The sequence below is a fragment of the Ichthyenterobacterium magnum genome (assembly GCF_003610635.1).
GTDB lineage: Bacteria > Bacteroidota > Bacteroidia > Flavobacteriales > Flavobacteriaceae > Ichthyenterobacterium > Ichthyenterobacterium magnum.
Genome location: NZ_RAQJ01000001.1, coordinates 496,003 through 515,586 on the forward strand (window position 1 = coordinate 496,003; position 19,584 = coordinate 515,586).

Consider the following 19,584-nt stretch of genomic DNA (forward strand, 5'->3'; position numbering starts at 1 on the left):
TACAATTAAGTTATAAAAGTAGTTGTCTTTCCCACGAAAGTGGGAATCCATAACAAACTAAAATATGATTAAGAATGTACATCAATATTATCTTTATCTTTTAACTAGCAAAAAAATTGGCACATTATATATTGGAGTGACGTATGATTTAGAAAGACGAGTTTTTGAACATAAAAATAAATTAACTAAAGGCTTTACAAGTAAATATGACGTTACCAATTTAGTTTATTTTGAAATTTTCGGACATATTAAAGATGCTATAAAAAGAGAAAAACAATTTAAGAAATGGAATAGAAAATGGAAGATTGAATTAATTGAAAAAGAAAACAAAAACTGGATTGATTTAACAGAAAAATGGTATGACTAACCTTAATTGGATTCCCACTTTCGTGGGAAAGACATCAACATGACTAATAAACAGGGCCATCAGCGTTCCAAAATAAACATGACAGAATATCTAATACATAGCAAACGCTGTTTTATCGATAATCAATTTATCGAGGCGACGCTTCATATTAAAAACGGAAAGATTTTTAAGATATTCAGTGGTTCTTATCACGATAATAACATGCCGTTTCAAGATTATGGAAACTTGATTGTTATGCCAGGTATAATTGATGCGCACGTTCATATTAATGAGCCAGGTCGTGAAGATTGGGAAGGTTTTGATACAGCCACTAAAGCTGCAGCAGTTGGAGGCGTCACCACATTGATAGAAATGCCATTGAATGCCAGTCCAGTAACCACAAATTCTAAAGCATTTAAATTAAAACAAGAGGCTTCAAAAGATAAACTGCACGTGAATTGTGGGTTTTATGGCGGTACTATTCCCTCTAATAGTAATGATATTGAAGACTTAATACAAGATGGCGTTTTTGGTATTAAAGGCTTTTTAACACATTCTGGTATCGATGAATTTCCTAATGTTTCAAAAGAGGACTTAGAAGCCATCGCTCCTATTTTAAAAAAGCATAATATTCCGCTGTTATTACACTGCGAATTGAGTGATGATAAGGTTCCTGAGGTTATCAATCCTAAAAACTATCAAGAGTATTTAAATTCAAGACCGCAACATTGGGAAACCAATGCAATTGATTTAGCATTAGACATTCAAAAACGATTTGACATAAAAGTGCATATTGTTCACTTATCAGCTTCTGAAGGTATTGAACGCATCAAAAAACGTAAGCAGGAAACCAACAAATTAACCGTTGAAACCTGTGCGCATTATTTATATTTTAATGCTGAATCAATTCTGGACGAATCTACCATTTATAAATGTGCGCCACCAATAAGAGAAAAAGAAAATAACAATAAACTTTGGAACTTTTTATTAGAAGACGGCTTTAATTTTCTAGCATCCGACCACTCACCTGCTCCTCCAGAACGCAAACAATTAGAAAGTGGTGACTTTTTTAAAGCTTGGGGCGGAATTTCAGGATTGCAATTCACGCTTCCTATTTTGTTTACTGAAGGCAAAAAAAGAGGATTATCTACTGAAAAATTAATCGTTTTACTCACAAAAAGACCTGCAGAATTTTTAGGAATCGAACATAAAAAAGGAAATTTAATTGCTGGATTTGACGCAGATATTACCGTTTGGGATGACACTGAAACATATAAAATTTCAAAAGACAGTATTCAACATAAACATAAAGCAACACCCTATTTAAACAAAATGGTTTTTGGAAAAGTAATTCATACATTTGTTAATGGCGTTCAAGTCGTTGAGAATTCAAAGTTAAAATCACTTCAACAGGGACAATTATTATTAAAAAGCAGATGATAGAAGACAGATTAAAACAATATACAGATTTAGCATCTGAAAAAATTGGAGGACAAGTACTTTATGCAACCGACGATTTTTTTGCTGAAAAAGAGAACCTTATAAAAGAAGGTCGTGGCATTTTTATTGCCGATAAATATACAGATAGAGGAAAATGGATGGACGGCTGGGAATCTAGACGTAAACGTACCGAAGGACACGATTGGGCTATTTTAAAATTAGGTGCAGAAGGAAAGATTAAAGGGTTTGATATTGATACCAATCACTTTTTAGGAAATCATCCACCTCATGCTTCGGTTGAAGCAATAAATTTAGAAAACGATATTTCAAATTGGGCTAACGCAGACGAATTATCTTGGGAAGAAATCTTACCTAAATCACCTTTAAATCCTGGCAGTCAACATTTTTTTGAAATCGATTCAAATAAAATTTACACGCATGTACGTCTTCATATTTATCCTGATGGTGGCGTTGCGCGTTTTAGAGTATATGGAGACGTTTATAAAGATTGGTCTAAAGTAAACCATGAAGACCTAATTGATTTAGCATTGGTAAACAATTGCGGAAAAGCATTGCATTGTAATGATATGTTTTTTAGTGTGATGGATAATCTCATATCGCCAACTAAAGGTAAAAACATGGGAGATGGCTGGGAAACTAAACGTAACCGAACACCAAATAATGAAGATTATGTAATTCTGAAACTAGGTCATTCGGGAATAATCAAGAAAATAATAGTTGACACAAAACATTTTAAAGGCAACTATCCAGATTCTTGTGCTATTGATGTTTGTAATTGTGATAGTGATGATGCTGTTTTAAATGGAAATCATGAATGGACATCATTATTACCAAATCAAAAATTAGATGCAGATCGAGAGCATCATTTTGAAAAAGAAATTCAGCAAACTAAACAACCAATTACACATGTGAAATTGAAAATATACCCAGATGGTGGCATAAGTAGGTTAAGAATTTTAGGAACTATTAAATAATATATGATTGAAGTAATTTTACTTATTGCTTGGCTTGTTATTTTTTCAGTAATCGTTGCTGCAACCTATCAGTTACATCATTCTATTAAAGAATTAAAAGCTCAAGGAAATGACGAAAAAGCTGATGCGCTTCAAACGTCTCAAAACTGGTTTTATGCTTTAATTGTTATTGCTTCTGTTTGTGGAGTTGGTATTCTATACTTGTTTCTTAAAGGAACAATTTATGAAAGTCACTTTTTTGAATGGCTAAACCTAACCGTAAGGCTTATTCACATTACCTTTGGTATTGCATGGATTGGTGCTTCTTTCTATTTTGTGTTTTTAGAAAATGCCTTAAATAGAACTGAAAACGTAAGAGATGAATTGGCTGGGAATTTATGGGCAGTTCATGGTGGCGGATTTTATTATGTTGAAAAATACAAACTCGCACCAAAAAAAATTCCAAAGCATTTACATTGGTTTAAATACGAAGCCTATTTTACATGGCTTTCTGGTTTTTGTTTACTTTCAATTGTCTATTATTTTAATGCCACGTCGTATTTAATCGATCCTGAAGTTTTAGATATTCTTCCTTCTACAGCGATAACAATTAGTATCTGTTCTTTAATTATTGGATGGATTTTATATGACCAAATTTGTAAACTATTAAGCAATAACAAAGTTGTTTTCACTTTAGCTATAACAGCATTAGTATTTCTTTTTGCATGGTTTTATTCCCAAGTATTTAGTGGTCGTGCAGCCTATATTCACTTTGGTGCTTTTTTAGGAACATTAATGGCTGCTAATGTATTTTTTATCATCATTCCAGGTCAAAAACGAATGGTCGCTGCAGCCAAAAAAGGCTTGCCACCAAATCCCAAAGATGGCAAAGCTGCCGGTTTACGTTCGTATACCAATAACTATTTCACGCTTCCAGTATTATTTGTAATGATAAGTAATCACTTTCCGAGTACTTTTGGAAACTCATATCAATGGTTAGTGCTTATAGGCATTACTTTAGGAACAGTAGGTGTTAAGCATTATTTAAACATTCGTGAAAAGGGAGAATTATCAGTTTGGGTCATGCCAGTTTCAATAATCATTTTGTTTGGCATGGCATTTATGACGGCTCCAACACCTCCAAAATATGAAAATTGCCAAGAAATGGTTTCCTTTACAGAAGTGCAAACCATTATAAATAACAGATGTACAATGTGTCATTCATCAAATCCAACTGATGCCATTTGGAAAGTAGCACCTAATGGTATAAAATATGACACTGCAGAACAGATATATAATTTACGAGACAAGATTTTTCAACGGGTTGTGGTTAGTAAGAATATGCCATTTAATAATAATCAAACCGGAATGACTCAAGAAGAACGTGACATGATTAATTGTTGGATTAATCAAGGTGCACCAAAATAATAATGTCATTCCTACAGAGAGAGGAACGAGCAACAAGGAATCTCACTTTAACAAATAGATTCTTCGCTTCGTAAACTACGCTCAGAATGACAAAAAACTTTAAAAATGACGTTAACAGAATTAAATAACTTATCAGAGAAAGAAGCGTTTACCCAATTAGAACAATGTTGTGTATCCAAAACTTGGGTTAATAAAATGATTGCAAGCAGACCGTTTTCTTCGGAAAATGAACTAATCAAAAAAGCTGCTTCTATTTGGTATAACGATTGTTCTGTTGAAGATTATAAAGAAGCCTTTACTGGTCACCCAAAAATTGGAAATGTAGAAAGCTTAAAAGAAAAATTTGTACATACAGCAGAATGGGCTGGAAACGAACAATCAAAAGTTGCAGAAGCCAATATAAAAACTATTGAAGCTTTAGCCAAAGTAAACGAATTATACGAAGATAAGTTTGACTATATATTCATTGTAAGTGCCAATGATAAATCTGCCAGCGACATGTTAGCCATTGCATATTCTAGATTGAGCCACAATGCCGATGACGAACTATTTGTCGCCATGAACGAACAGCATAAAATTACTGTCATTCGTTTAGCGAAACTTATTGAAGGTTTATCAGAAAACGTAGATTTAAGCAGTCATTTAACAACACATGCTTTAGATACTTCTATTGGTGTTCCTGCAAAGCACATGCTCATTACTTTAAAAGGTTTACGAGACAATCAATGGAAACCCATGAGTGTTGGCATTACTAACAACGATGGCAGAATTTCTGATGTATTACCACCAGGAAGGCTCTTAATTCCAGGAGTCTATACCATGACGTTTAACACAGCAAACTATTATAAAAACAATAACCAAAATGGCTTTTATCCCGAAGCTTCTATTCAATTTGAAGTCACAGACAGTAGCCATTACCATATTCCTTTACTCATAAATCCGTTTGGATATTCGACATACAGAGGAAGTTAAAAATAATTTAAGTTGTCATTCCGACAGAATGAGGGACGAATGACGAGGAATCTCATTTTTAATAAATTTAAAAAGAGGTTCTTCTCTTTGTTCAGAATGACATAAACCAAATAATTACAAGTATGAATTTAAGTATTTCAGAAGATAAAAAAGCAAGCATTTTTGACGATTTAAAAACGGCAAATCAAGCATTTAATAAAATATATAGAGGCGATAGAGAAGATAGGCAACCAATCCATACCGTTTATGGTGGAGCAAACCTTTTTAAATCTAATACAACAGACGTTTTAGGAAGTATTGCTTTAAAATCATTGTTACACTATGCACCAAATTTTATTGAATTTGGTAAGGCTTTTAAATTAAAAGGAAGCAAAAAGCTACCTTCAAAACCTAAGAAGCAAGAAAAACTCATAAAAGAATTAGAAGGTTTATCTGCTGAAGACTTAAAGAATCATCCAGCCGGATTTTCATATAACATCTATCAAAAAGTCATTGCTAAATTAAAAAAAGAAGGTGTTGAAGATTTTAGAATCGATTTTGAAGATGGCTTCGGTAACCGTTCAGATAAAGAGGAAGATGAAACTGCTATTTTCGCAGCACAGCAAGTTGCAACTGGAATGGCTGATGGCACATTATCGCCTTTCATTGGTATTAGAATTAAACCTTTTACTGAAGAATTAAAACATCGCGGACAAAGAACGCTCGATTTATTCTTAACCACATTGCTTATAGAAACTGGTGGAAAGTTACCAGACAACTTTATAGTCATGTTACCAAAAGTGACCATTCCTGAGCAAATCATTGCCTTAGTGTCCTTTTTTGAAGTCATAGAAGAAAAATTCAATTTAGAATCTGGAACACTTAAAATGGAGATGATGGTCGAAACCACACAATCCATAATGGATCATAATGGCACCAATCCATTATTCAGATTTATAGCTGCAAGTAAAGGACGTTGCATTGCCACACATTTTGGCACTTACGATTATACCGCTTCAAATAACATCACAGCATCGTATCAAGAAATGGATCATGATGTTTGCGATTTCGCGCATTATACTACAAAAGTAGCATTAGCACATACAGGTATTTGGTTATCAGACGGCGCGACCAACACGATGCCTATTGGGCCTCATCGTGGTGATTTAACTGAGGTACAAGAACAAGAAAACAAAAAAGTTGTTCATCGTGCTTGGTTAAAAGGGTATAAACATATTCGTCATTCATTATACAAAGGTTTATATCAAGGTTGGGATTTAAATCCAGCGCAATTACCAATGCGTTACACTGCGGTTTATGCCTTCTTTTTAGAGAGTTATGATGATGCTGTTATACGTTTAAAAACCTTTGTTGAAAAAGCAGCGCAAGCCACTTTAATTGGTGATACTTTTGATGATGCAGCAACTGGTCAAGGGCTTTTAAATTATTTCTTAAAAGCATTAAACAGTGGTGCCATTACTATAGACGAAGTATTAGCTACTGGATTAACTTTAGATGAAATTAGAACACGTTCGTTTGCCAAAATATTAAAGGATAGGCGTTCAAAATTGAAGTAATTTTTTTGCCATCCTGAACTTGATTCAGAATCTCATAAATTGTGGATTTGGTATCACACTTCGACTGCGCTCAGTACAAGTGTTCGGAATGACAACTTACACAAGTATTTCTAAATCGTCTTTTTTTAAAACTGAATATTCAGAGATATTATAATGTTTAATAATAGCATCAAGTAGAGATTCACGAACTATTAAAATAAGATGCTGAGATTTGTTATTTTTATACTGAATGATTATACGTTTAGCCGAATCATGCAAGCCTTTATTTTTAAGTTCAAGTTTTCCTAATTCGTCAATAATTAAATAAGAGTAGTCTTTTTTATCATTAACATTAATTAAATACTCATTTGCTTTTTTAAACGATGATTTTAAAAACTGAAACGGTCCAATACTAAGAATATCATTATCGTTTCCAGAATCTACTTCCAGAGGAAATGTCGTTTTAGATTTTACTTTCAGAAAATAACGCTTTCCTTTCTCATTATCTGGGCAAACTAGACCGTCAACATCATTTCGGTTGTTACACCAATCTAAAAGCGCTGTTGTCTTTCCTGTTCGTATATCTCCTGTTAGAATATAAATCATTCTGAAGGCACTTTAAAATGAATACAATTAGAAATACTATTCGCCATAAAATACTTAAATCGCGTATAGCCTTTTAAGTGTTTGGTTTCTTTCCAAGTATATGATATAATATGCCTGAAGTAGGGAAACAAATCCATAGCATTGGCAATATCTTCTTTGTATTGTGACTCTTTTTTATTCAGATATTTACGAACCAACTTCAACAGCAAAGGCCCTAAAACTAAATACCAAAGCATTAAAATTAAAAAGCTTCTTAGCACAATATAAATTGCTTTTTGCCATCCAAATAATGGTCCGCCAAAAAAGTAAAATGCTAATACAATTAAGGCTACAGTAAATAACCACACCCAAATAACTTTTGTTTTAAAAGAGACTTTTTTCGTATTGCCTTCTGAAACCAAATCACTTGGTTGCATCTCAAAAACAGACTGTTCTTTTTGACTAATAATAGTTATCACACTTTTTATAAAAATACCAGTTAAAATTCCGCCAATTCCATAAACCAAAAGATAGGTTGTAACTAAAACGAATGTTGCAGATGCATCAGACATAAAGCTCATTTTATTCTGAATCCAAACTCCATAAATATCTATGGCTTCCCAGAGTTCTGTTCCGTAAACCACAGTAAGTACAATTAATTTTTGAAAGGCAGACTGTAAAAATGTAACAACACCTAAAACAATTAATGTAAAACCTCTCCATGAAAAATTTGAAAACAAAAAGGCTCCTAAAACGGCTTGAAAACTCACAGATATATAAGCCGCAAATGGCGAATAGGGACTTACTGCCATTTTAATAATAAGCACAATGATTAATGCTTTAAAAATTGCTTGCCATTTGTTTTCGGCATAAAATGCAATTAGACTAATAAGTAATATAGCGATTCCGCCAACAATCAACCCTGTAAATGGTGAATTAAACACATGTAAAAAACCGCCGAGACCAGACTCGTTTAAAGCCCAAAGTGCAGTTAATTTATCGATGACAGATTTGTTATTCTTCATGTATTGTAATGCGCTTGAAGTAATTGTGCAACAACACTAATTGCAATTTCTTTTGGTGTATCTCCACCAATTGCTAATCCAATTGGGCAAACTACATTGCTCATGCCTTCTTCAATATTCATCTCCTTAATAAGCATATTGTTGAAACGAACTTTTTTGGTTTTACTTCCTATTAAACCAAGGTATTTAGTTTCGTTTTGAAGTGCCATTGCAATAAGGTCAAAATCAATTCCGTGGTCATGAGTTAATACTAGCACATAACAATTGCTTCCCCATTTTACAGCATCTTTAAACGTTTTAAAATCATTCTGTTTTACCTGAATTGTATTAATTTGCTTATCTAATTTAATATTAGAAAACCAATCTTCACGAGAATCGATTAAATTCACTTTAAAAGGCGTATCAACTAACAGTTTAGAAATTTCAACACCAATATGTCCTGCTCCAAATAAAAATAATTCAGGTGATTGATTCATAGGTTCTATAATAAATTCAACTTTTCCGCCACAGCATTGTTCAAATTCTGGTCCTAAAGTATAGGTAGATTCAATGATTCTATTTTCATTAATAGCAATTATAGCTTCATCAATAGCTTTAAACTCTAGTTTTCCGCCTCCAATGGTTCCAAAAATAGTTTTGTTTTGAGTAACAATCATTCTTGAAGACACCACACAAGGTGTAGACCCTAAACACTTGGTAACCGTTACCAAAGCAATTGGTTCTTGCTTTTCTTTAAAGCCCGATAATAGTTCAACCCAATTCAACATAGAAATAAAATGCCAATAAAAATAAGACTTTTTTTAACGGAATGTATCCTATAATAATACTATGTTTAAACTTGAAATTTTTCTTACTATTATTTAAGTGAAATTAATGTAAACTTTAGTAGATTGTCTCGTCTATTTAATTCATAACAAGAAATTATGTCTAAAACATATTACGATCCTGCCGATTTAAGAAAATTTGGAAACATTACTGAATGGAATGAAGAACTTGGAAATAAGTTTTTTGATTACTATGGAAAAGTTTTTGAAGAAGGTGCACTTACTGCTCGCGAGAAATCTTTAATTGCTTTGGCCGTTGCGCATACAGAACAATGCCCTTATTGTATTGATGCTTATACCAAAGATAGCTTACAACGTGGTGTTACTAAAGAAGAAATGATGGAAGCCATTCATGTTGGCGCTGCAATAAAAAGTGGTGCAACTTTAGTGCATGGTGTGCAAATGATGAATAAAGTGAATAAATTAGAAATGTAATTAATGGCAACCAAGTCCCTACATAAACGTGAAAGTGATTTAGCAAATAGTAATAGGCAATTAGAAATTTTATCTAATGGTATTTTTCAAAATGGAGAACTACCAACCTTTAAAACTAAAATTGCTGAAACAAATCAGTTTCCGTTAAAAGCTAAAAAACTAGAAATACTTCAGATTAACGTTGGTTATATGTGTAACCAAGTATGTGAACATTGTCATGTTGATGCTGGTCCAGACCGAAAAGAAATCATGACGCGCGAAACCATGCAACAATGTTTGGATGTTATTAAAAATACTGGAGCACATACATTAGATTTAACTGGAGGCGCTCCAGAGATGAATCCTGATTTTAGATGGTTTGTTGAAGAAGCAGCCAAAGCTGGCATTAAAGATTTTATAGTGCGTTCTAATCTAACAATAATAAGAGCTAATAAGAAGTATTATGATTTACCAGAATTCTTTAAAAAGCATAACGTACATGTCGTGAGTTCTATGCCACATTGGACTCGTGGAAAAACAGACAAGCAACGAGGCGATGGTGTTTTTGATAAATCTATAAAAGCATTACAAGAATTAAATGCCGTAGGTTACGGAATGCCAGATAGCACATTAAAGCTTGATTTGGTTTATAATCCATCTGGTGCTTTTTTACCTGGAGACCAAATGTCTATGGAAAAGGATTTTAAAAAAGCTTTAAAAGAAGACTTTGACATTCAGTTTCATAACCTATTTGCTATTACCAATTTACCTATAAGTCGTTTTTTAGATTATTTAATTGCTTCAGAAAATTATGAAGATTATATGTATCAATTAGTAGAAGCCTATAATCCAACTGCTGTTGCAAATGTAATGTGTACAAATACCTTATCTATAAGTTGGGATGGATACTTATTTGATTGTGATTTTAATCAGATGCTTGAATTACCTGTAAACAGTAAAGTAAAGCATATTTCAGAATATAATGAAGAACTTCTTGAAGGTCGAAATATTATTATTTCACAACATTGCTATGGCTGTACTGCTGGAGCTGGAAGTAGTTGTCAAGGTGTTGTAGCTTAATTATGAAAAAAATACTTTTATACTTTCTAGTTAGTTTTTCAACTTTTGGTTTCTCTCAAGAATCACTTTCAGAGTTACTCAAAGAATTTAATGAAGAAAGCATTCCATATATAACCGTTCAAGAATTAGTTGTACCAAAAACTAAAGTGATTCTTTTAGATGCTAGAGAAGAGAATGAATTTAATGCTAGTCATTTAAAGGATGCTATTTTTGTAGGTTATGATAACTTTGAAATAGAAACTGTTACTAATTTCATAAAAGACAAAAGCACTAAAATTGTTGTGTATTGCTCACTTGGGATACGCTCTGAAGACATTGCCGAAAAACTCAAAGCTGAAGGCTACACAAATGTTTTTAATCTCTATGGAGGAATTTTTGAATGGAAAAATAACAACTTCAAAATTTACGATATAGACAACAATGAAACCGAAAATATTCATGCTTTTAGTGAAGAATGGAGTAAATGGCTAACAAAAGGCACTAAAGTTTATGAGTAAAAATTTAATTATAGTTTTTACTCGAAATCCTGAATTAGGAAAAGTAAAAACGCGTCTTGCTAAAACCATTGGAGATATATCTGCTCTAAATATTTATAAGTTTCTTTTAGAGCATACAGAAAAAACGATTAGAAATATTAGCTCTGACAAAGCTGTTTATTATTCAGTAAAAATTAGAGATAACGATATTTGGGATACATCTATTTATCAAAAATACCAACAAGAAGGTGAAGATTTAGGCATTAAAATGCTTAATGCTTTTAAAAATGGTTTTGAAAGCAATTATAAAAAAATAATTATAGTTGGTAGTGACTTATTTGATTTAGAACCAAAACATATTGAAGAAGCTTTCCATAAACTAGATAACCACGATGTAGTTATTGGTCCTGCTAAAGATGGTGGTTACTATTTATTAGGAATGAAAAAACTATACTCTGAAGTCTTTAAAAATAAAACTTGGGGAACTGAAACTGTTAGACAAGACACTCTAAACGATTTACAAAACGAAAGTGTATTTTTGCTTGAGGAATTAAATGATGTTGATACATACAACGATATTAAAGATAATAACATATTAAAATCATTAATTACAAGCAATGATTAAACAGATAAACAAAACAACCGAATACTTACAAGAAAAAGGATTCGATAATCCTGAAATAGGAATCATCCTAGGTACAGGATTAGGACAACTTATCAATGAAATAGAGATTATAAAGGAAGCTAGTTATAATCATATTCCTAACTTTCCAACAGCAACTGTAGAGTTTCATAAAGGGAAACTTATCTATGGTATTTTAGCAGGAAAAAAAGTAGTCGTTATGCAAGGTCGCTTTCATTTATATGAAGGCTACACTTTACAAGATGTGACGTATCCTGTTCGCGTAATGGAAAAACTTGGCATAAAAACACTATTAGTTTCAAATGCCTCTGGAGCGATAAACTTAAACTTTAAAAAAGGTGAATTAATGCTTATTGAAGACCATATTAATCTTCAAGGCAGTTCACCATTAGCCTTTAAAGGCGTAGAACAATTAGGCGAACGTTTTACAGATATGAGTGCACCTTATGATGCAGATATTAATGCTAAATTTGAACACATTGCAAAAACTAACAACATTAAATTACACAAAGGTGTATATGCATCTGTTGTTGGACCTCAACTAGAAACTAGAGCAGAATATAGAATGCTTAAAATTATTGGCTCTGATGCTGTTGGTATGAGTACAGTACCAGAAATTATTGTTGCTAATCATTTAAATTTAAAAGTAGCTGCTGTGTCAGTTTTAACCGATGAATGCGACCCAGATAATCTAAAGCCTGTAAATATTGCAGAAATTATTGCTATGGCTGCAAAGGCAGAACCAGAAATGATAACCTTATTTAAAGAACTAATAAAAAGTTTACAGTAAACAGTAAGAGTTTGCAGTCTTTTAAATGACATAGATAACACTGAATACTGAATACTGAATACTGAATACTGAATACTGAAACTATGGATAATTACTTAGAAACCACTCACGACGTATATAAAGAAGCAGCTTTAACACCAGATGTTGGCTTATGTTGTACTACAAATCCAATTTGGGAATTACCAGGATTAAAGATTCCTAGAATCATGCAAGAAATGAATTACGGTTGTGGTTCAACGGTTCATGCTCGTGATTTAACTAACAATCCTAAAATGCTTTATGTTGGTGTTGGAGGCGGAATGGAACTATTACAATTCTCTTATTTCAACAGACAAAAAAGTGGTGTTATTGGTATTGATGTAGTAGACGAAATGTTAGAAGCATCTCGTAAAAACTTTATTGAAGCCGAAGCGCAAAACGATTGGTTTAAGTCTGAATTTGTTGACCTTAAAAAAGGGGACGCGATGAATCTTCCTGTTGAAGACAATAGCATTGATGTTGCAGCTCAAAACTGCTTATTCAATATTTTTAAAGCAGATGATTTAAAGAAAGCGATTGAAGAAATGTATCGTGTTTTAAAACCTCATGGACGTTTAGTCATGAGCGATCCAACTTGTGAGCAACCAATGAATGATGAACTTCGTAATGATGAACGCTTAAGAGCCTTATGTTTAAGTGGAAGTTTACCAATTGCTGAGTACGTTAAGGCCTTAACAGATGCTGGTTTTGGTACTATTGAAATTCGTGCTCGTAAACCATATAGAATTTTAGACCCAAAAAATTATCCAACAGACGAATTAATTTATATTGAATCTATTGAAGTTGCAGCTATAAAAGATCCAATGCCAGCAGATGGACCTTGTATTTTTACAGGTAAAGCAGCAATCTATTATGGTGACGACGATTATTTTGACGATAAAGCTGGTCATGTATTATTAAAAAATCAACCTTTAGCAATTTGCGATAAAACAGCTGGAGCATTACAATCTTTAGGTAGAGACGATATTTATTTTAGCAAGTCTACGTTCCATTATGATGGCGGAGGTTGTTGCTAGGAGATACATTTATAAAATAAAAAAGGAGCATCAAATTGATGCTCCTTTTTTTTAACAATCTTAGAGCGTAAGCAATAGTATTTATCAACGTCAAAGAATAGAAACTAAATCCTCACTATGATTTTAATCCTATTATTTCTTTCTGCATGTTTTTTAGCTTACAGTAATGGTGCCAATGATAACTTTAAAGGTGTTGCCACGCTTTTTGGAAGTGGAACAACAAACTTTAAAAAGGCTATTGGTTGGGCAACAGCTACAACCTTTTCAGGTTCAGTTGCTGCTATATTTCTAGCTAATGAACTAGTGAAGAATTTTTCAGGGAAAGGATTGGTTCCAGACGATTTAATTACAGTTCCTATTTTTGCCATATCTATAGCTTTAGGTGCAGCAATAACGGTATTTATAGCAACAAAAATTGGGATGCCAATTTCAACAACACATAGTTTGGTTGGCGCATTATTTGGAGCTGGTGTAATGGCTGTAGGCATGCAGTTTAATTTCGATAAACTTATAGATAAGTTTTTATTCCCTTTAATTATAAGTCCATTAATGGCTGCAGTTGTTAGTTTACTTGTCTACATAATTTTCAGATTCTTTAGAAAGCGATTAGGTGTTACTAAAACTACTAATCTAAACATCCATAAAAAACAAACGCCTTCTATTCCGTCTATGAATATGGATAATACTATTAACCTAAAAACTTCTAAATCTATTGAGGCTACACTAGAACAAACTATAGAAACTTATGAAGGTCAAATTTTGGGATTAAGTTCTCAAAAGGTTTTAGATTCTTTACATTATTTAAGCGCTGGTATTGTAAGTTTTGCAAGAGGATTAAATGATACACCAAAAATAATTGGGCTTTTAGTTATTATTAATGCTATCGATATAAAATGGAGCATGATTATCATTGCTATTATTATGGCTTTGGGCGGATTAATTAATGCCAAAAAAGTAGGTGTTACCATGAGTAAAAAAATTACACCTATGAATTCTGGGCAAGGATTTACAGCTAACCTAGTTACTGGCTTATTAGTTACAACAGCTAGCTTTCACGGTATGCCAGTTTCTACAACACATGTCTCTGTAGGTTCCATTTTTGGTATTGGTACTGCAACAAAAAAAGCAAATCTAAAAATGGTAAGTAAAATATTATTATCTTGGTTGCTAACACTTCCAATGGCAGCTATTGTTAGTGGTTTATTGTATAAGTTGCTAGAAACTTTATCATAATATTAAGTTATCGAAAAATACATCGACATTATAAAAAATTCCTACTCGGATTATTGGAATTATTTAAAAAACGAAATTCTATTTCAGAATAATTGGGATAACTATTTTTATGGGTTAATTGCCATTTCTTTAATTATTTGGATTTTAGAAATTGCTTTCCCATGGCGTAAAAATCAGGCTGTTTTTAGAAAAGATTTTTGGTTGGATGCCTTTTACATGTTCTTCAATTTCTTTCTTCTAAATTTAATTGTATTCATAGCTTTGTCTAATACTGCTGCCGAGTTTTTGAATGATGTTTTAAGTCTCGCTGGTTTATCTATTTCTAGTTTTCAGTTATTTGATGTTGATGATTTACCAAAATGGCTGGGTCTCTTAATTTTCTTTTTAGTAAGTGATTTTATACAATGGAATACACATCGTTTATTACATCGTATCCCTTTGTTATGGAGCTTTCATAAAGTACATCACTCGGTAAAAGAAATGGGCTTTGCAGCACATTTACGTTACCATTGGATGGAACCTGTTGTTTATAAATCTTTGCTTTATATCCCGATTGCTATTATTGGAGGTTTTGATGCACAAGATGTCGCCATTGTTTATTTCTTTGCCATTGCAATTGGTCATTTAAACCATGCTAACTTGGGCTGGGATTATGGCTTTTTAAAGTATGTGTTTAATAACCCTAAAATGCACATATGGCATCATGCAAAAGAATTACCAAAACATGTAAGCTATGGTGTTAATTACGGACTGACTTTAAGTCTTTGGGACTATATTTTTAAAACCAACTATGTGCCTTATGATGGCACGTATATTGAACTTGGTTTTGAAAATGATGAACAATTTCCAAAAGATTTTATTAGTCAAGAATTGTATCCTTTAAAAAAATGAAATATTTCTATTTTTTATTAATTAGCATTTTTATGTCTTCCTGTTGTAGCACAAAACAAATTGCACAAACTAAGCCTAAAAATACTGAGCTATTAAAACCTCTTACAGTAGAAGAAATCCCTACTATAGAAAAAGACAACATTACACAAACAGTTGAAGTTATTGATAATAATGGTAAAGTAATTGTAGGAGTCGAAACTATTGAAGAAGCAGACGATATATTAAAAGCATTAGAAACAGAAAAACAAACCCAAATATTTAATCATTCTTCTTGGAATAATTTACTACAAAAGCATGTTACCAATCATGGTGTTGTTAATTACAAAGGATTTAAGAAAGATGCCAAAATACTTCGAAATTACATTGCATCTTTGGGTGAGTTAAAGCCAAACGATGATTGGACAAAACAAGAAAAACTTGCTTATTGGATTAATGCTTATAATGCAATGACTATAGATTTAATTCTTCGTAACTATCCCATTAACAGTATTAAAGATATAGATAAACCATGGGAACAACGTTTATGGAAACTTGGTAATAAATGGTACAATCTCGACGAAATTGAACACCAAATTATTAGAAAAATGAATGAGCCACGCATTCATTTTGCATTAGTTTGTGCAGCTAAATCTTGTCCTAAATTACATAACAAAGCATTTACTGGGTTAAGTTTAGAAAATGATTTAACCATGCTTACTAAAGGGTTTCTTGCAGACAAATCAAAAAATGATATCACTCAAAACAATCTTAAATTATCAAAAATATTTAAATGGTTTGCTAAAGATTTTAAAATAGATGGCTCGCTGATTGATTTTTTAAACCAATACACTGATGTGAATATTTCAGACAAAGCAAAAAAGAGTTTTAAAGATTACAACTGGTATTTAAATGAGTAAACTCTCCATAATTATTCCTATTCTCAATGAAGAAAACTACATTGGTAAGCTACTTCAACATCTTATTAGTAATTCTAACAAAAATAACATAGCAGAAATTATTGTTGTTGATTGTGGAAGCACAGATAACTCTCTAAAAATAATAGATAAATATAATGATGTTAAGGTAGTTAACTCACAAAAAGGAAGAGCCAAACAAATGAATACTGGTGCAAATACTTCAACAGGAAGTATTCTATATTTTTTACACGCAGATTCATTTCCGCCAAAAAATTTTGACCAACTAATTATTAACGAAGTCAAAAAAGGTAACCAAGCAGGTTGTTTTAGAATGCAGTTTGATTATAACCATTGGTGGCTACAGCTAGCAAGTTGGTTAACTCAGTTTTCTTGGAGAGCTTGTCGTGGCGGAGACCAAAGTCAGTTTATCACTAGAACTCTATTCGAAGAAATTGGAGGTTACGATGAAAATTATATCATCTATGAAGATAACATTTTAATTAATGAATTGTATACTCGAGGTGAATTTGTTGTAATTCAAGATAAAATTAAAACCTCAGCACGTTGTTATAAGCGTAATGGTATTTGGCGTTTACAATATCACTTTTGGACTATCTATGTAAAGAAATGGTTTGGTGCTTCTGCTGAAGAATTACTTGCTTATTATAGAAAGTATATACATTAAAAATACTGCCCAATACCAAAAACAAATCCATTTGTTGCATTTTGGGTAATGCCAACGCCATAGTCAATTCTAAAAATAGCGTTGAATATTTTTTTATGCATGAACCTTAAGCCTATCCCTGGATATACACGTATATTTTGTGAGTTACTAAAATCTCCTAAGTTTCCTCCTGGATTTCGCCAAGTTCCCGCATCTATAAAAGAATTTCCTTGTAATATAAACCAATCTCTTTCATAAAGTGTATGCCGATATTCTGTATTTAAAACGATAACACCAGTACCTCTATCTATGGTATTACCAACACCTCTTACATTTAGGTTATTATCTACAGAAAATGGCGCAAAAGGTGTATCGTCATTTGTAGAAAACCCTATACGTAATCTACTTGCCCAGTTTCCTTTTTTTCCTAAACGCTTAAAATACGAGAAATCATTCCATCCTATTAAAAATTCTGGTAACGTTTTATTTCTTGAAGTTACATACTGAAAATTAAGCATGCTCTTAAACCCCGAAACATATTGGTAGCTGTAATCTAAGTTATTATGTTCATAAATTACTTTATACAACAATTTGTGAACTTTTAATTCTTGAGGTATTCCAGAATCTATTGCTCCAGATTTGTATGAGTAATTTTCAGTGAAATAATTTACACCAAACTCAAAACGATTTGTGAAATTAAGCTGATATAGGCCTAAAATTTCAAATGAATTATTATTATACCTATAATTTGCTGTTGTATTATTAAAAAATACAGGTTCTTGCGTGGTTAAATCTTGGTGGTTTATAGCTAACCCTAATGTTTTAGAAAACAAATAAGGTGCTCTAAAGTTTAATGCATATGAACTATAAATGTCTTTTTGGTAAAACCCTCCAAATGTAATGTTTTGCCCAAAGAGATTAAATTCGTATAACCCTAAACGATAAGCAAATTCGTTATCATTAGTTGTATAAAAATTTGCCGATGGAATGATCGTAAAGTTCTCTTCTATAGTATAAAATACATTATACTCATTTTCTACTTCTGAAGGAAACACTTGAAAGTACACATGAGCAACTGAAGGCAAACGTTTTAACAGTTTAATATCATCTTTAATTATTGTTGAGTCTAATACTTTGCCTGCTTTTATACTTGCAATTTTTTTTACAAAAGATGTTTTGAGCTTTTTATTACCTTGTACTTTTAAGTCTGCAACTCTGTATTGTTGAGAAAATCCTTGACTCAAAATTCCTAAAAAAATTAAAACAAGTATAGTTCTCATTTAAATGCATATTGTTTTTTAATGATTGCTTCTACTGGCTTGTTTTGAGGCGTAAATTGGTTGTCTTTTTCGCCTCCATTATTTTCATAATCATGAAACCATTTCCAAATAAAGCCTCCAGCAAACCAATCTTCTTCCCAAAAAGTATTAAAAAGTGCTTGCGTAGTATTATTTTGCCCTTGAAAATTAAGCGACGTTATTGTATGATCACTTTGCCAAGGTTCTTTCCCTGTATAATCCATACTCCTATAACCAAACTCTGTAAATAATATTGGTTTATTATAGGTGTCTGAAAGCCCTTTAATAATTGGTTTATGTGATTGCCATCCTTTTAAACATTCTTCAACAGTTGGTGTTTTACTATTGCTTACAGGAAAATAAGCATCAATACCAATATAGTCTAATTCGCTCCAAAATGGTGTACGTTTAAATTCATCCCAATTAGCAGCATAAGTTAATTTGCCATTATATATTGTCTTGATTTTTTTAATCAGGTTATGCCAATACTCTGGTCGTTCTTTCACAAAATTTTCTAACTCTGTTCCTATACAAAATAGCTCCGATTTTGTTTCTTGAGCCAATTCGGCATAGTCTAATATAAATTTAGAATATGAATCTTCAAGTGTTTTCCAATCGGTTTCAGAAGTCATTTTTATATATCCTGTAAATTCACCTTGCCAAACCCATATTTGAGGTTTAACCATAATTTTAATATCCTTTTTTTGTAATTCTTCAATATATTGTTTTGCACCAGCTCTTGTTTCACCAAACCATTGTCTATCTGTATTATGAATAATATCTGGGTGCAATAAATTGCGAATAAATCCAAAAGGCATTATCGCAGCATAATTAGCATTTACATTAATTACTGGATTTACATGCGTTTCATCAATCTCGACAGGAGAAGCCACAAAACTAACGCCATTAATCTTTTGATTTTGTGAAGTACAGGATTGAATAATCAATACAATAAAAACAATTAGGAGCTTATATAATTTCATAACAATACTGTTTATAAAACTCCTAATTTAGT

21 protein-coding genes are annotated in these 19,584 nt (G+C 32.2%); 16 read left to right on the forward strand and 5 right to left on the reverse strand.

Annotated elements, in window-relative coordinates; all coding sequences use genetic code 11:
• Positions 1-64: 64 nt before the first annotated feature.
• From BXY80_RS02375 to BXY80_RS02400, 6 genes are all read left to right on the forward strand, one after another.
• Positions 65-367 carry a GIY-YIG nuclease family protein gene (locus tag BXY80_RS02375; RefSeq protein WP_120199611.1) on the forward strand — a complete coding sequence of 101 codons (303 nt, stop codon included), beginning with the start codon at positions 65-67 and terminating at the stop codon, positions 365-367.
• Positions 368-445: 78 nt separating this feature from the next.
• A complete protein-coding gene (allB, locus tag BXY80_RS02380) occupies positions 446-1,786 on the forward strand; it encodes an allantoinase AllB (RefSeq protein WP_120200329.1) in 1,341 nt (446 codons plus the stop codon).
• A complete protein-coding gene (gene alc / locus BXY80_RS02385; protein ID WP_120199612.1) occupies positions 1,783-2,781 on the forward strand; it encodes an allantoicase in 999 nt (332 codons plus the stop codon). Before allB ends, alc begins: the two co-directional genes overlap by 4 nt.
• Before the next feature lie 3 nt (positions 2,782-2,784).
• A complete protein-coding gene (locus tag BXY80_RS02390; protein ID WP_120199613.1) occupies positions 2,785-4,188 on the forward strand; it encodes a urate hydroxylase PuuD in 1,404 nt (467 codons plus the stop codon).
• 105 nt (positions 4,189-4,293) lie between these two features.
• Positions 4,294-5,160, forward strand: coding sequence for a 2-oxo-4-hydroxy-4-carboxy-5-ureidoimidazoline decarboxylase (gene uraD, locus BXY80_RS14000; RefSeq protein ID WP_120199614.1), 867 nt, complete (start codon positions 4,294-4,296; stop codon positions 5,158-5,160).
• Between the two features lie 122 nt (positions 5,161-5,282).
• Positions 5,283-6,716, forward strand: coding sequence for a DUF6986 family protein (locus tag BXY80_RS02400; RefSeq protein ID WP_120199615.1), 1,434 nt, complete (start codon positions 5,283-5,285; stop codon positions 6,714-6,716).
• A gap of 96 nt (positions 6,717-6,812) precedes the next feature.
• Here BXY80_RS02400 and BXY80_RS02405 read toward each other — a convergent pair whose 3' ends face one another.
• The 3 genes from BXY80_RS02405 to xdhC are packed head-to-tail and all read right to left on the reverse strand — an operon-like array spanning position 6,813 to position 9,072.
• On the reverse strand, positions 6,813-7,301 hold the full coding sequence (locus BXY80_RS02405; protein WP_120199616.1) for a nucleoside-triphosphatase: 489 nt from the start codon (positions 7,299-7,301) through the stop codon (positions 6,813-6,815).
• Entirely contained in the window at positions 7,298-8,305 is a 1,008-nt protein-coding gene (locus BXY80_RS02410) for a hypothetical protein (protein ID WP_120199617.1), read from the reverse strand. Before BXY80_RS02410 ends, BXY80_RS02405 begins: the two co-directional genes overlap by 4 nt.
• On the reverse strand, positions 8,302-9,072 hold the full coding sequence (gene xdhC, locus BXY80_RS02415) for a xanthine dehydrogenase accessory protein XdhC (protein WP_120199618.1): 771 nt from the start codon (positions 9,070-9,072) through the stop codon (positions 8,302-8,304). Before xdhC ends, BXY80_RS02410 begins: the two co-directional genes overlap by 4 nt.
• A 156-nt stretch (positions 9,073-9,228) precedes the next feature.
• Between xdhC and BXY80_RS02420 the strand changes: the two genes are divergently transcribed.
• From BXY80_RS02420 to BXY80_RS02465, 10 genes are all read left to right on the forward strand, one after another.
• Positions 9,229-9,564 carry an arsenosugar biosynthesis-associated peroxidase-like protein gene (locus tag BXY80_RS02420; RefSeq protein WP_120199619.1) on the forward strand — a complete coding sequence of 112 codons (336 nt, stop codon included), beginning with the start codon at positions 9,229-9,231 and terminating at the stop codon, positions 9,562-9,564.
• Positions 9,565-9,567: 3 nt separating this feature from the next.
• Positions 9,568-10,623: an arsenosugar biosynthesis radical SAM (seleno)protein ArsS gene (gene arsS, locus BXY80_RS02425; protein ID WP_120199620.1), complete on the forward strand. Its 1,056-nt coding sequence runs from the start codon at positions 9,568-9,570 to the stop codon at positions 10,621-10,623.
• 2 nt (positions 10,624-10,625) lie between these two features.
• Complete coding sequence (locus tag BXY80_RS02430) at positions 10,626-11,120, forward strand: rhodanese-like domain-containing protein (RefSeq protein WP_120199621.1); 495 nt, start codon at positions 10,626-10,628, stop codon at positions 11,118-11,120.
• Positions 11,113-11,724 (forward strand): TIGR04282 family arsenosugar biosynthesis glycosyltransferase, encoded by a 612-nt coding sequence (locus tag BXY80_RS02435; RefSeq protein ID WP_120199622.1) that lies wholly within the window; start codon positions 11,113-11,115, stop codon positions 11,722-11,724. Before BXY80_RS02430 ends, BXY80_RS02435 begins: the two co-directional genes overlap by 8 nt.
• Positions 11,717-12,532, forward strand: a complete 816-nt coding sequence (locus BXY80_RS02440; protein WP_120199623.1) for a purine-nucleoside phosphorylase — start codon at positions 11,717-11,719, stop codon at positions 12,530-12,532. Before BXY80_RS02435 ends, BXY80_RS02440 begins: the two co-directional genes overlap by 8 nt.
• A gap of 83 nt (positions 12,533-12,615) precedes the next feature.
• On the forward strand, positions 12,616-13,587 hold the full coding sequence (gene arsM / locus BXY80_RS02445) for an arsenosugar biosynthesis arsenite methyltransferase ArsM (RefSeq protein WP_120199624.1): 972 nt from the start codon (positions 12,616-12,618) through the stop codon (positions 13,585-13,587).
• Between the two features lie 117 nt (positions 13,588-13,704).
• Positions 13,705-14,820 carry an inorganic phosphate transporter gene (locus BXY80_RS02450; protein ID WP_120199625.1) on the forward strand — a complete coding sequence of 372 codons (1,116 nt, stop codon included), beginning with the start codon at positions 13,705-13,707 and terminating at the stop codon, positions 14,818-14,820.
• Between the two features lie 9 nt (positions 14,821-14,829).
• Positions 14,830-15,711 (forward strand): sterol desaturase family protein, encoded by an 882-nt coding sequence (locus BXY80_RS02455; protein ID WP_120199626.1) that lies wholly within the window; start codon positions 14,830-14,832, stop codon positions 15,709-15,711.
• On the forward strand, positions 15,708-16,607 hold the full coding sequence (locus tag BXY80_RS02460; protein WP_245977143.1) for a DUF547 domain-containing protein: 900 nt from the start codon (positions 15,708-15,710) through the stop codon (positions 16,605-16,607). The genes BXY80_RS02455 and BXY80_RS02460 overlap by 4 nt, the downstream gene beginning before the upstream one ends.
• Complete coding sequence (locus BXY80_RS02465; RefSeq protein ID WP_120199627.1) at positions 16,600-17,292, forward strand: TIGR04283 family arsenosugar biosynthesis glycosyltransferase; 693 nt, start codon at positions 16,600-16,602, stop codon at positions 17,290-17,292. Before BXY80_RS02460 ends, BXY80_RS02465 begins: the two co-directional genes overlap by 8 nt.
• Here BXY80_RS02465 and BXY80_RS02470 read toward each other — a convergent pair.
• A complete protein-coding gene (locus BXY80_RS02470; RefSeq protein WP_120199628.1) occupies positions 17,289-18,551 on the reverse strand; it encodes a POTRA domain-containing protein in 1,263 nt (420 codons plus the stop codon). The genes BXY80_RS02465 and BXY80_RS02470 overlap by 4 nt on opposite strands.
• Positions 18,548-19,552: a glycoside hydrolase family 113 gene (locus BXY80_RS02475; RefSeq protein ID WP_120199629.1), complete on the reverse strand. Its 1,005-nt coding sequence runs from the start codon at positions 19,550-19,552 to the stop codon at positions 18,548-18,550. The genes BXY80_RS02470 and BXY80_RS02475 overlap by 4 nt, the downstream gene beginning before the upstream one ends.
• Between the last annotated feature and the right edge of the window lie 32 nt (positions 19,553-19,584).

Bases quoted from the DNA above. Each gene is read 5' to 3' on its own strand.
- BXY80_RS02400 (WP_120199615.1), top strand. From the start codon at position 5,283: ATGAATTTAAGTATTTCAGAAGATAAAAAAGCAAGCATTTTTGACGAT.
- arsM (WP_120199624.1), top strand. From the start codon at position 12,616: ATGGATAATTACTTAGAAACCACTCACGACGTATATAAAGAAGCAGCT.
- BXY80_RS02390 (WP_120199613.1), top strand. From the start codon at position 2,785: ATGATTGAAGTAATTTTACTTATTGCTTGGCTTGTTATTTTTTCAGTA.
- BXY80_RS02430 (WP_120199621.1), top strand. From the start codon at position 10,626: ATGAAAAAAATACTTTTATACTTTCTAGTTAGTTTTTCAACTTTTGGT.
- BXY80_RS02465 (WP_120199627.1), top strand. From the start codon at position 16,600: ATGAGTAAACTCTCCATAATTATTCCTATTCTCAATGAAGAAAACTAC.
- BXY80_RS02475 (WP_120199629.1), bottom strand. From the start codon at position 19,552: ATGAAATTATATAAGCTCCTAATTGTTTTTATTGTATTGATTATTCAA.
- BXY80_RS02440 (WP_120199623.1), top strand. From the start codon at position 11,717: ATGATTAAACAGATAAACAAAACAACCGAATACTTACAAGAAAAAGGA.
- alc (WP_120199612.1), top strand. From the start codon at position 1,783: ATGATAGAAGACAGATTAAAACAATATACAGATTTAGCATCTGAAAAA.
- BXY80_RS02460 (WP_245977143.1), top strand. From the start codon at position 15,708: ATGAAATATTTCTATTTTTTATTAATTAGCATTTTTATGTCTTCCTGT.
- BXY80_RS02420 (WP_120199619.1), top strand. From the start codon at position 9,229: ATGTCTAAAACATATTACGATCCTGCCGATTTAAGAAAATTTGGAAAC.
- xdhC (WP_120199618.1), bottom strand. From the start codon at position 9,072: ATGTTGAATTGGGTTGAACTATTATCGGGCTTTAAAGAAAAGCAAGAA.
- BXY80_RS02410 (WP_120199617.1), bottom strand. From the start codon at position 8,305: ATGAAGAATAACAAATCTGTCATCGATAAATTAACTGCACTTTGGGCT.
- uraD (WP_120199614.1), top strand. From the start codon at position 4,294: ATGACGTTAACAGAATTAAATAACTTATCAGAGAAAGAAGCGTTTACC.
- BXY80_RS02375 (WP_120199611.1), top strand. From the start codon at position 65: ATGATTAAGAATGTACATCAATATTATCTTTATCTTTTAACTAGCAAA.
- arsS (WP_120199620.1), top strand. From the start codon at position 9,568: ATGGCAACCAAGTCCCTACATAAACGTGAAAGTGATTTAGCAAATAGT.
- BXY80_RS02435 (WP_120199622.1), top strand. From the start codon at position 11,113: ATGAGTAAAAATTTAATTATAGTTTTTACTCGAAATCCTGAATTAGGA.
- BXY80_RS02450 (WP_120199625.1), top strand. From the start codon at position 13,705: ATGATTTTAATCCTATTATTTCTTTCTGCATGTTTTTTAGCTTACAGT.
- BXY80_RS02405 (WP_120199616.1), bottom strand. From the start codon at position 7,301: ATGATTTATATTCTAACAGGAGATATACGAACAGGAAAGACAACAGCG.
- BXY80_RS02470 (WP_120199628.1), bottom strand. From the start codon at position 18,551: ATGAGAACTATACTTGTTTTAATTTTTTTAGGAATTTTGAGTCAAGGA.
- allB (WP_120200329.1), top strand. From the start codon at position 446: ATGACAGAATATCTAATACATAGCAAACGCTGTTTTATCGATAATCAA.